Here is a 10,683-nt window from a genome sequence, read left to right on the forward strand (position 1 = left end):
GCTGATGGTGAGATTCATACACACTCCTTTGAAGATTCGCTGCCGTGCCGTGCGCGCATCCGGGCATGGAGGCAGCGTTGTTGCAAGAGCTTGCTGCAAGAGCTTGCTACAAGGATTTGCGGAGACTGACGGGAGGGATCTTCAGCGCCTCACGGTATTTGGCGACCGTGCGCCGCGCGATAACCATTCCTTGTTCCCCTAGCATCTCCGCGATCTTGCTGTCGGATAAAGGGTTCTTGGGGTCTTCTGCTCCTGTGAGTTGTACGATGAGAGCCCGTATTGCCGTCGACGATGCTTCGCCTCCCGCTTCGGTGGCAACGTGACTCCCGAAGAAATACTTCAACTCGAACATGCCGTGCGGGGTCAGCATGTATTTCTGAGTTGTGACTCGAGAAATTGTGCTCTCGTGTAGACCTAGTGTATCAGCTATCTCACGTAAAACAAGGGGCCGCATTGCGACTGCGCCATGCGAGAAAAAGTTGCGCTGGCGATCCACAATGGCCTGGGCCACGCGCAGGATCGTGTCGAAGCGCTGCCGCATATTCTTGATGAGCCACTTGGCTTCCTGCAACTGCGCACCCAGCTGGGAGTCCGATTTCCCCTGCTTCATCAGCGCGGCATACACGCTGTTGACGCGCAGGCGCGGCATCACTTCCGGGTTCAGCTGCACGCTCCAGCCATCCTTGGCGCGGCGCACGATCACGTCCGGCACGACGAAGTCTGACACATCCGACGCGAACGCCGCGCCCGGATGCGGATTGCACTGGCGGATGACGGCCTGGGCTTCGCGCAGGTCTTCGTCGTCGCAGTCGAGCGCCTTCTTGAGCTTGTTGAACTCGCGCTGCGCGAACCACGTCAGGTATTTCTCGACGATGACCAGCGCCATGCGCCGCGTGACGAGCGGTACGCCCGGCATGCGGCGGATCTGCAGGGCCAGGCATTCGGCCGCGCTGCGCGCGCCCACGCCGGGCGGGTCCATGCTTTGCACGAGGGCCAGCGCCATACGCAATTCCTCGAACTCGATCTCCAGTTCGGCCGGCAGGCGCGCGTGGATGTCTTCCAGCGGTTCTTCCAGATAGCCATTGTCGTCCAGCGCGTCGACGACGAGCTCCACCAGCGCGCAGTCGCGCGCCGCGCAGCACGTCATGCGCACCTGTTCCATCAGGTGCTCGCGCAAGGTGACGGGGCTCGCTTCCAGCTGGGGGCGGCCGTCCTCGTCGTCGCCGCCGCTGCCGCTGCTGCGGCCGAATTCGCCCCAGTCCTCGCCGCCTTCGCTGCCGGCGCCTTCGCCGCTGTCGCCGCCGGCATCGGCGCCGCTCTCGCCGTTGCCGTTCTCGGCGGGCGCGCCGCCCTCCGTGCCCGTTCCCTGCGCGGCCGGCGCCTCACCGGCCTGCATCGATGCCGGTGCGCTGTTGATGGCGCCGTCGGCCAGCAGGCGCACGGAGCGGTCGAGCGGATCGTCGAGCCGTTCGAGCAACGGATTCTCGCTCAGGGCCTGCTCGATTTCCTGGTGCAGCTCGAGAGTCGACAGCTGCAGCAGCCGGATCGACTGCTGGAGTTGGGGCGTCAGTGCAAGGTGCTGGGAAGTCTTGAGTTGCAGCGTCTGTTTCATGACTACATTCGGAAGTGTTCGCCCAGGTAGACGCGCCGCACCGATTCATTGGCGATGATGTCGTCGGGACGGCCGGATGCCAGCACCGCCCCCTGGTTGATGATGTAGGCGCGGTCGCAGATGCCCAGCGTCTCGCGCACATTGTGGTCCGTGATCAGCACGCCGATGCCGCGCTCCTTCAGGAAGCGCACGATACGTTGGATCTCGATGACGGCAATTGGATCCACGCCGGCGAACGGTTCGTCCAGCAGCACGAAGCGCGGATTGGTCGCCAGGGCGCGCGCGATCTCCACGCGGCGCCGCTCGCCGCCCGACAGCGACAGGGCCGGGCTCTCGCGCAGCTTTTCGATCTGCAGCTCGGCCAGCAGTTCGTCGAGGCGCTCGGCGATGCGCGTCTTGCTCAGCGACTTGCCGTTCTCGCGCTGCAATTCCAGCACGGCGCGGATGTTCTCTTCCACCGTCAGCTTGCGGAACACGGACGCTTCCTGCGGCAGGTACGACAGGCCCAGCAGCGCGCGCCGGTGGATCGGCAGGCTCGTGACGTCGGTGCCGTTGATGTCGATGCTGCCGGCATCGGACGGCACCAGGCCCACGATCATGTAGAACGACGTCGTCTTGCCGGCGCCGTTCGGGCCCAGCAGGCCGACGACTTCGCCGCACGCGACCTGCAGCGACACGTCGCGCACCACCAGGCGCTTGCCGTAGCTCTTCTGCAGGCCCTTGACGACCAGCGTGCTGCCGCCGCATTCGGCCGGCGGAATGTCGGTGCGGGCCTCCATCGTGCGCGCCTCCGTCATTGCTTGCCCGCCGGCGTGGCGCCCGCGGCCGGCGCGGGCGTGCGGTGCGGCTGCAGCGTGATGCTGCCGCGGCCATTGCCGGGCTTGTCCGCGCCGCTGGCGTCGTTGCGGCCGACCAGCACTTCCTTGCGGTTATCGTAGGAGATGAATTCGCTGTCCATTTCCTGCGTGACCTTCTGGCCCTCGAGCTGGCGGATCATGGCTTTCGAGAACAGCTTCACGAGGTCGTTGCGTTCGTCGTATTCGATGCGCTGGGCCTGGCCTTCGTCCCACAGGTCGGGGCCGCCGTCGCGTTTCTGGCGGAAGGTCGCGAGCTTGCCCGGATCCGCGGTCAGGATGAACGTGTGATAACCGTCCGGCGCTTCCTTGACTTCGGCGCGGTCCGACTTGAGGATCATGGTGCCGCGCGTGATGATCACGTTGCCGGTGACGACGTAGTTCTGCGTCACCAGGTCGCTGTTGGCCTTGTCGTACTTGATGTTGACCGGCTTGAGGGCGTCCGCCCTCTCGGCCGACGCGGCCAGCGGCACCAGCAGGAAGATGGCGGCGGCGAGTATTTTCTTCATTCGTTTATCCTCTCAATTGGCTTCAGCGCGGCGGGCGCGGCGGATAGGTGGCCGAGCCGCGGCCGCCCAGCGCGATCTGCTGGGTGGCGTTGTTGGCCACCATGCCCACGGCGTCGATCGATGCGCTGCCGAGCGTCATGTGGACCGGCCGGTCGGTCTTGGCGATCTCGTCGTCGGTCAGCAAGGTCAGGGCCTCGGTGCGGATCCGCAGCGGCTGCGACGTCGCGTTGCCGGGGCGCTGGATGTCGACGTTGCCGGTCAGGTCGATCTGGTTCTGGTTCTGGTTGACGAGCGCGTGCTCCGCCGTCATCGTCATGGGCGGGTGTTCGGCCGTGAGGCTCTGCACCACGGGCTTGTCGACGAGGGCCGTGTTGTCGGCCGGGCGGTGCGTCAGGCGCTCGCCCGAGATCACGTAGCGCGGCTTGCCGGCCTCCGACATGCGCACCCAGCTGAAGTTGTCGACGATGTAGTCCGGCTCGTTGCCCGCGTTGGCGCCCGGCGTGGTCTCCTCGCCCTGCATCACCTGCACGAGCCAGAAGCTGCCGAACGCGAAAAACACGGCAGTCAGCATCAGGGCCAGCAGGCGCCAGCGGTGCGCGGTTCGCTTGTAGTTGGCAGGGGCCATGGCTGCGCTTATCCCGAAATTAGCCGAAATACGGCGCAAGCGCCTGTTCGTAGGTGCCCTGGGCGCGCATCACCATGTCGCACACTTCGCGCACGGCGCCGCGGCCGCCCGGGTTCTTCGTGACGTAATGGGCGCGGTGCTGCACTTCCGGGTGGCCGCTCGGCACGGTCACCGCAAAACCGACGCGCGTAAACAGCGGCAGGTCGATCACGTCGTCGCCGATGTAGCCGCATTCCTCGGCCGTCACGCCCGTCTTGTTCAGCAGGTCGGCGAACGCGAGGCGCTTGTCGTGCTGGCCCTGGAACACGTGCGTGATCCCGAGGTCGGCCGCGCGCCTGATGACGATGGGCGACGTGCGCGCGCTGATGATCGCGGTCTGCACGCCCGTTTTATTCAGCAGCTGGATGCCGAGGCCGTCCAGCACGTAGAACGTCTTCGTGACTTCGCCGTCGGGGCCATAGGTCAGGCTGCCGTCGGTGAGGACGCCGTCGACGTCGAAGATCATGACTTTCACGCGCGCCGCGCGCTCCATGTGTGCCAGCGGAGTCACCATCAGATCACCTTGGCGCGCGTGAGGTCGTGGATGTGCAGCGCGCCGACCAATACGTCGGCGGCGTCGGTGACGAGCATCTGGTTGATGCGGAATTCTTCCATCACGGCGACGGCATCCACCGCCAGCTGTTCCGGATGCACGCGGCGCGGGTCCGCATGCATGACGTCGCGGATCACGAGCTTGCTGAAATCCTGGGCCTTCTCGATCAGGCGGCGCAGGTCGCCGTCGGTGAACACGCCGATCGGGCGGCCCGCGTCGTCGACGACGGCCGTCATGCCCATGCCCTTGTGCGAGATTTCCAGCAGCGCATCGGTCAGCAGCGCGTCCGGTTTCACTTTCGGCACGGCGTCCCCGCTGCGCATCACGTCGCGCACGTGGGTCAGCAGGCGCCGGCCCAGCGCGCCGCCCGGGTGCGAGCGCGCGAAGTCGTCCGGTTTGAAGCCGCGCAGTTCGAGCAGCGCGACGGCCAGCGCATCGCCCAGCGCGAGGGTCGCGGTGGTGCTGGCGGTCGGCGCCAGGTTCAGCGGGCAGGCTTCCTTCTCGACCGAGACGTCCAGGTGCACGTCCGCCGCCAGGGCCAGCGTCGATTCCGGCTTGCCCGTCATCGCGACCACGGGCACGCCCATGCGCTTGACGGCCGGGATCACGACGGCCAGCTCGCTGCTTTCGCCGGAATACGAGATCGCGATCAGCACGTCCTGCGCGGTCACCATGCCGAGGTCGCCGTGGGCCGCTTCGGCCGGGTGCAGGAACAGCGCCGGGGTGCCGGTCGAGGCCAAGGTCGCCGCGATCTTGCGGCCGATATGGCCCGACTTGCCCATGCCGGTGACGACCACGCGGCCGCGGCAAGCCATCATCAGCGCCACGGCGCGCGGCACGCTGTCGTCGCGGCCGAGGCGCGCGGCCAGCTTGCGGATCGCTTCGCCTTCGACATCCAGCGCCTCGCGGGCCAGTTCCAGCGCCCGGGCTGCCTGGGCCGCATTAAAACTTGTCAGCATTGTTTTTTCATCGGTTACACTCATAGTCAAAGTATAGCCGAATTGGGAAAGCAAAAAACTTGCCAGACGTAACAAACAACAACAATCCGCCGTCCCTCAGGGTCTTCACATGACGTCGGGCCTGGAACTCACGCTCCTGTTGCTGGGCAGCGCCGTCCTTGGCGTCGTCGCGTTCCGCATGCTGCACCTGCCGCCGATGCTGGGCTATCTCGCGGTGGGCGTGCTGATCGGGCCGCACGCCCTGGACCTCGCCGACAACGGTTCGACGACGCAGGCCCTGGCCGAATTCGGCGTCGTCTTCCTCATGTTCTCGATCGGGCTGGAATTCTCGCTGGCCCAGCTGCGCGCCATGCGCCGCATCGTGTTCGGCCTCGGGCTCGCGCAGGTCGTGCTCACCATCGCCGTGACGGTGCTGGCTTCGCTGCTGACGCGCTACCTGCCCCCATCGATGCACGTCGGCTGGCAGGCCGCGCTGGCGCTGGGCGGGGCGCTGGCGATGTCGTCCACGGCCATCGTCTCGAAACTGCTGACCGAGCGGCTCGAACTGGAAAGCGAGCACGGACGCCGCATCATCGGCATCCTGCTGTTCCAGGACCTCGCCGTCGTCCCGCTGCTGATCCTGATCCCGTCGCTGGCGCAACCGGCCGAGGAACTCGCGATGACGCTGGCCTGGGCCGGCATCAAGGCCGCGGCCGTGCTGGCGCTGCTGCTGTTCTTCGGCCAGAAGGTCATGCGCAAGTGGTTCAACGTCGTCGTCAAGCGCCGCTCGCAGGAACTGTTCATGCTGAACCTGCTCCTCGTGACCCTGGGCGCCGCGGCGATCACGGAACACGCGGGCCTGTCGATGGCGCTGGGCGCGTTCGTGGCCGGCATGCTGATCTCCGAGACGCCCTACAAACACCAGGTGGAAGAAGACATCAAGCCGTTCCGCGACGTGCTGCTGGGCCTCTTCTTCATCACCATCGGCATGCTCCTGAACGTGCAGCTGGTGCTCGCCAACTGGTGGATCGTCCTGCTGCTGCTCATCGTGCCGGTGATGCTGAAATTCGCGCTGATCGCACTGCTGGCGAAGGCCTTCGGTTCGTCCGACGGCATCGCCATGCGCACCGGCCTCGCGCTCGCGCAGGCCGGCGAATTCGGGTTCGTGCTGCTGAACCTCGCGTCGGGCTCGAAGCTGATCCCGCCGTTCGTGATCCAGCTGGTGCTCGCGTCGATGGTGCTGTCGATGCTGGCCGCGCCGTTCGTCATCGCCCACATGGACAAGCTGGTGATGAAGATCGCGGCCAACGAATGGATGCTGCAATCGCTGCAGCTGACGCAGCTCGCGAGCCGCACGATGGCCACGCAGAAGCACGTGATCATCGCCGGCTTCGGGCGCAGCGGCCAGTCGCTCGCCACCCTGCTGTCGGAAGAAAAGCTGCCGTGGTACGCGCTCGACCTCGACCCCGAGCGCGTGCAGGAAGCGCGCACGGCCGGCATCAACGTGTCGTACGGCGACTGCACGCGGCGCGAAGCCCTGATCGCGGCCGGCATCAACCGCGCCAGCGCCCTCGTGATCACGTTCGCCGACACCCGGCTCGCCGTGAAGGTACTGCACCTCGTGACCGAGCTGGCGCCCAAGCTGCCCGTGATCGTGCGCGCCCACGACGACCGCGAACTGGACGTGCTCAAAAAGGCCGGCGCCACCGAGGTCGTGCCGGAAGCGCTGGAATCGAGCCTGATGCTGGCCTCGCACGCGCTGGTCGTGATGGGCGTGCCGCTGCGCCGCGTCGTGCACCGCGTGCAGGCCGCGCGCGACGAACGCTATGCCTCGCTGCGCGGTTTCTTCCACGGCGCCAGCGACGTCGCCGACGGCACGGAGCACAACTACGTGCGCCTGCATTCGGTGACCTTGCGCGACGACGCCGGCGCCGTCGGGCGCTGCATCGCGGACCTGGAACTGGACGAAGTGGGGGCGGAAGTGACGGCCGTGCGGCGCGGGAACGAACGCATCGAGCCGACGCCGGAGATGGCATTGCGCGCGGGGGACGTGGTGGTGTTGCGGGGAACCGGCAACGCCGTCACGCGCGCCGAGGGCAGATTATTGCGGTAGGGTGGGCACCCTGTGCCCACGCGAACGTTTGCGTCGTGCAGGCGTCACGCGTGGGCCCGGGGAGCGAACGTTTGCGTCGTGCAGGCGTCACGCGTGGGCTCGGGGAGCGAACGTTTGCGTCATGCCTGCGTCACGCGTGGGCTCGGGGAGCCCACCCTACGCCATCGCGACGACCTTGTTACGTCCGCTCTCTTTGGCTTGATACAGCGCCTGATCGGCGTGCGCGACGAGCTGCTGCGCCACGCCTTCGATCGCGTGATCGCGCTCGAAATCGTCGAGGGTCGCGACACCGATCGACACCGACACCGCCAGCGTCTGCCCCTCCTGCAGCAGGAACGGCCGCTCCGCCACGCTGGCGCGGATGCGCTGGGCGACCATGCTGGCGCTCTCCAGGTCCGCGTCGATCAGCAGCACGACGAACTCCTCGCCGCCGAAGCGGCCCAGCGCGTCCGTCATGCGCAGCTCCGCCTTGATGCGCGCCGCGACTTCGCGCAGCACGTCGTCGCCGGCCAGGTGGCCGTACGTGTCGTTGACCTGCTTGAAATAATCGATGTCGATGTACATGCACGACAGCCGGTACGACTGGCGCCGCGCGCGCGCGATTTCCTCGACGAGGCGGCGGTCCATGTAGCGGCGGTTGTAGACGCCGGTGAGCGCATCCGTCAGGCCGATGTACTTCAGCATCTCGTTGCTGATCACGTTCTCCAGGCAGATCGCGATGATCGATGCCATGTGCTCGACGAAGTCCGTGCCCAGCAGCGGCGTGAAGCGGTTCGGGTCGCGGCTGCCCAGGTTCAGGCTGCCGATCAGCCGTTTATTCCGCATCAGCGGCACCATGGCCACGCTCGCGAGGCCCGCCGGCGGATGAGGAAAGGCGTGGCGCTGCGTGGCCGCGTCGAACGGCACCAGGCGCGGCCGCGGCGCACGGCCTCCTGGCGGGTCGAAGCCGAGCACGTCGCCATCGTCGTGGAACAGCAGATTCGGGAACGCCTCGAAATCCACGCCCAGCTTGTGCATGACGGTGTAGATGTCGGCGCCCGTGTCGACGAGCGACAGCGTGAGCGCGTCCAGGTCGGAAATCACGGGCAGCAGGCGGAAGATGGTGCCGACCAGCTCCTGGAAGGTGCTCGCGCCGACGATTTCCAGGTCGAACGCCTGGTGCCGCATCATGATGGCGTGGTTGCCCTCGGCCTGGTCGATCAGGCTGGACAGCTGGCGGCGCAAGGCCTCGTTCTCGGCGATGAGTTCGCGCACACTGGCGCCGCGCTCGTGCATGTGTGGTTCCCCTTCAGCAAGAACCCTAATTTACGCGAATCTACGCGCCTTGGAAACGAAAATGATGAGGCAAGATCAATAACATTGCCAAGATGTCATGTCGATTGCCCGCCAGGCACGCTCCAGCAACGGCGGCGCCAGCAGGTGGACGGCGCGCGGCACGACGTCCAGCCGCACGTCCGCGCCCAGCGCGGCGAGGCGCTCGAAGGCGCGTTCGCTATGCTGCACGGGCACGGTACGGTCCATGCGGCCGTGCACGAGGGCGACCGTCGTGCGCCGCTCCCAGGCGTCCGGCAGCGGCGCGCTGCGGCCGGCGATGGCGACGACGTGGCGCGCGAGGAAGCGGTCCTGGCACGCGGCCAGCGCCATGGCCGCCCCTTGCGAAAAGCCGGCCAGCACCGTCCGTTCCGGCGTCACGCCGTATTCCCGCTGTAAATCTTCGACGGTGGCGACGAACGCCGGCAGCGCCGCGCGGATGCGGCCGGGACGGTTCGCGTCCGTGATGCCGTCCACCGAAAACCACTGATAGCCCGCGCCGCCGCGGTCGCAGGGCCATGTGGCCGGCGGTACCGCCACGCGCGCGTCGGCATCGTGCGCGGCGATCAGGCCGGCCAGCGGCGCCATGTCGGCAGGCGTGCTGCCCACGCCGTGCAGCAGGACGATCAGTGCATTCATCGTGTCGGGGTCGTCGAAAACCGCACAGTCTAGCGCATCCGCCGCATATCGATATGCGCCGACCGGCTCAGGCGGTTTTCATATTTGTAAGCGCGAAATCATTCGTTCGCGCCGTGTGATCCCGTCGCTACCATCCTGGCAAGCATGACGACCTTCCGCGTCATCCACGACACTCACCCAACTGCTTCAGGAAGCCGACATGGAAACACATATTCAAATCGTCGACGTGCTCGTGATCGGCGGCGGCACCGCCGGCCCGATGGCTGCCGTCAAGGCCAAGGAGACAAATCCGCAGTTGCGCGTGCTGCTGCTGGAGAAAGCCAACGTCAAGCGCAGCGGCGCCATCTCGATGGGCATGGATGGCCTCAACAACGCCGTCGTGCCGGGCTTCGCGACGCCCGAGCAATACGTCAAGGAGATCACGATCGCCAACGACGGCATCGTCAACCAGGCCACCGTGATGGCGTACGCGCGCAACAGCTACGCCATGATCGAGGAACTGGACAGCTGGGGCGTGAAGTTCGAAAAGGATGCGACGGGCGACTACGCGATGCGCAAGGTCCACCACATGGGCACCTACGTCTTGCCGATGCCCGAAGGCCACGACATCAAGAAGGTGCTGTACCGCCGCCTGAAACGGGCGCGCGTCGAGATCACCAACCGCCTCGTCGCCACGCGGCTGCTCACGACGGACGACGGTGCAAGTGGCGGCAAAATCGCCGGCGCCATGGCCTTCGACTGCCGCACGGGCGACTTCCACGTGATCCGCGCGAAATCCGTCGTGCTGGCGACGGGCGCCGCCGGCCGCCTCGGCCTGCCCGCCTCCGGTTATCTGTTCGGCACCTACGAGAACCCGACCAATGCGGGCGACGGCTACAGCATGGCCTATCACGCGGGCGCCGAGCTGTCGGGCATCGAATGCTTCCAGATCAACCCGCTGATCAAGGATTACAACGGCCCCGCCTGCGCCTACGTGACAGGGCCGTTCGGCGGCCACACGACGAATGCGAAGGGCGAGCGCTTCATCGAATGCGATTACTGGAGCGGCCAGATGATGCAGGAGTTCCACGACGAACTTCAGGGCGGCAACGGCCCCGTGTTCCTCAAGATGAACCACCTGGCCGAGGAAACCATCCGGACCATCGAAACGATCCTGCACACGAACGAGCGCCCGAGCCGCGGGCGCTTCCACGCAGGCCGCGGCACCGACTACCGCGAGCAGATGGTCGAGATGCACATCTCGGAAATCGGCCTGTGCAGCGGCCACTCGGCGTCCGGCGTGTGGGTCGACGAGCATGCGCGCACGACGGTTCCCGGCCTGCACGCGGCCGGCGACCTCGCCTGCGTGCCGCATAACTACATGCTGGGCGCCTTCGTCTACGGCCGCCTGGCCGGAGAAAGCGCGGCCGCGTACTGCGCCGCGCAAGCCCTGCCGGGCGTCGACGAGGCCCAGGTCGAGCGCGAGCGCGCCCGCGTGTGGGCGCCGCTCG

9 protein-coding genes and 1 pseudogene are annotated in these 10,683 nt (G+C 66.6%); 2 read left to right on the top strand and 8 right to left on the bottom strand.

Annotated elements, in window-relative coordinates; genetic code table 11:
• Positions 1-106: 106 nt before the first annotated feature.
• The 6 genes from ASC93_RS24710 to ASC93_RS24735 are packed head-to-tail and all read right to left on the bottom strand — an operon-like array spanning position 107 to position 5,175.
• Positions 107-1,612, bottom strand: a complete 1,506-nt coding sequence (locus ASC93_RS24710; protein WP_056448952.1) for an RNA polymerase factor sigma-54 — start codon at positions 1,610-1,612, stop codon at positions 107-109.
• Positions 1,613-1,614: 2 nt separating this feature from the next.
• The gene (gene lptB / locus ASC93_RS24715; protein ID WP_056449230.1) at positions 1,615-2,391 is read right to left on the bottom strand and encodes an LPS export ABC transporter ATP-binding protein; all 777 of its coding nucleotides are present in this window, start codon (positions 2,389-2,391) and stop codon (positions 1,615-1,617) included.
• A gap of 14 nt (positions 2,392-2,405) precedes the next feature.
• The gene (lptA, locus tag ASC93_RS24720; protein ID WP_056448955.1) at positions 2,406-2,975 is read right to left on the bottom strand and encodes a lipopolysaccharide transport periplasmic protein LptA; all 570 of its coding nucleotides are present in this window, start codon (positions 2,973-2,975) and stop codon (positions 2,406-2,408) included.
• 22 nt (positions 2,976-2,997) lie between these two features.
• The gene (gene lptC / locus ASC93_RS24725; RefSeq protein ID WP_056448958.1) at positions 2,998-3,600 is read right to left on the bottom strand and encodes an LPS export ABC transporter periplasmic protein LptC; all 603 of its coding nucleotides are present in this window, start codon (positions 3,598-3,600) and stop codon (positions 2,998-3,000) included.
• A gap of 19 nt (positions 3,601-3,619) precedes the next feature.
• Entirely contained in the window at positions 3,620-4,153 is a 534-nt protein-coding gene (locus ASC93_RS24730) for an HAD family hydrolase (protein ID WP_229412865.1), read from the bottom strand.
• Positions 4,153-5,175 (bottom strand): SIS domain-containing protein, encoded by a 1,023-nt coding sequence (locus ASC93_RS24735; protein WP_056448961.1) that lies wholly within the window; start codon positions 5,173-5,175, stop codon positions 4,153-4,155. Before ASC93_RS24735 ends, ASC93_RS24730 begins: the two co-directional genes overlap by 1 nt.
• An 85-nt stretch (positions 5,176-5,260) precedes the next feature.
• Between ASC93_RS24735 and ASC93_RS24740 the strand changes: the two genes are divergently transcribed.
• Positions 5,261-7,243, top strand: coding sequence for a cation:proton antiporter (locus ASC93_RS24740; protein ID WP_056448964.1), 1,983 nt, complete (start codon positions 5,261-5,263; stop codon positions 7,241-7,243).
• Between the two features lie 156 nt (positions 7,244-7,399).
• On the opposite strand, the gene ASC93_RS24745 is transcribed toward ASC93_RS24740, so the two are convergent.
• Together ASC93_RS24745 and ASC93_RS24750 are read right to left on the bottom strand one after the other, a co-directional pair.
• Entirely contained in the window at positions 7,400-8,518 is a 1,119-nt protein-coding gene (locus tag ASC93_RS24745) for a diguanylate cyclase (protein WP_056448967.1), read from the bottom strand.
• A gap of 75 nt (positions 8,519-8,593) precedes the next feature.
• Positions 8,594-9,193 carry a dienelactone hydrolase family protein gene (locus tag ASC93_RS24750; protein WP_056448970.1) on the bottom strand — a complete coding sequence of 200 codons (600 nt, stop codon included), beginning with the start codon at positions 9,191-9,193 and terminating at the stop codon, positions 8,594-8,596.
• Between the two features lie 235 nt (positions 9,194-9,428).
• On the opposite strand from ASC93_RS24750, the pseudogene ASC93_RS24755 reads away from it, so the two are divergent.
• Positions 9,429-10,683 (top strand): annotated as a pseudogene (locus tag ASC93_RS24755) (fumarate reductase/succinate dehydrogenase flavoprotein subunit); the annotation flags it as partial.

It is taken from the genome of Massilia sp. Root335 (assembly GCF_001425685.1).
Classification (GTDB): Bacteria; Pseudomonadota; Gammaproteobacteria; order Burkholderiales; family Burkholderiaceae_D; genus Telluria; species Telluria luteola.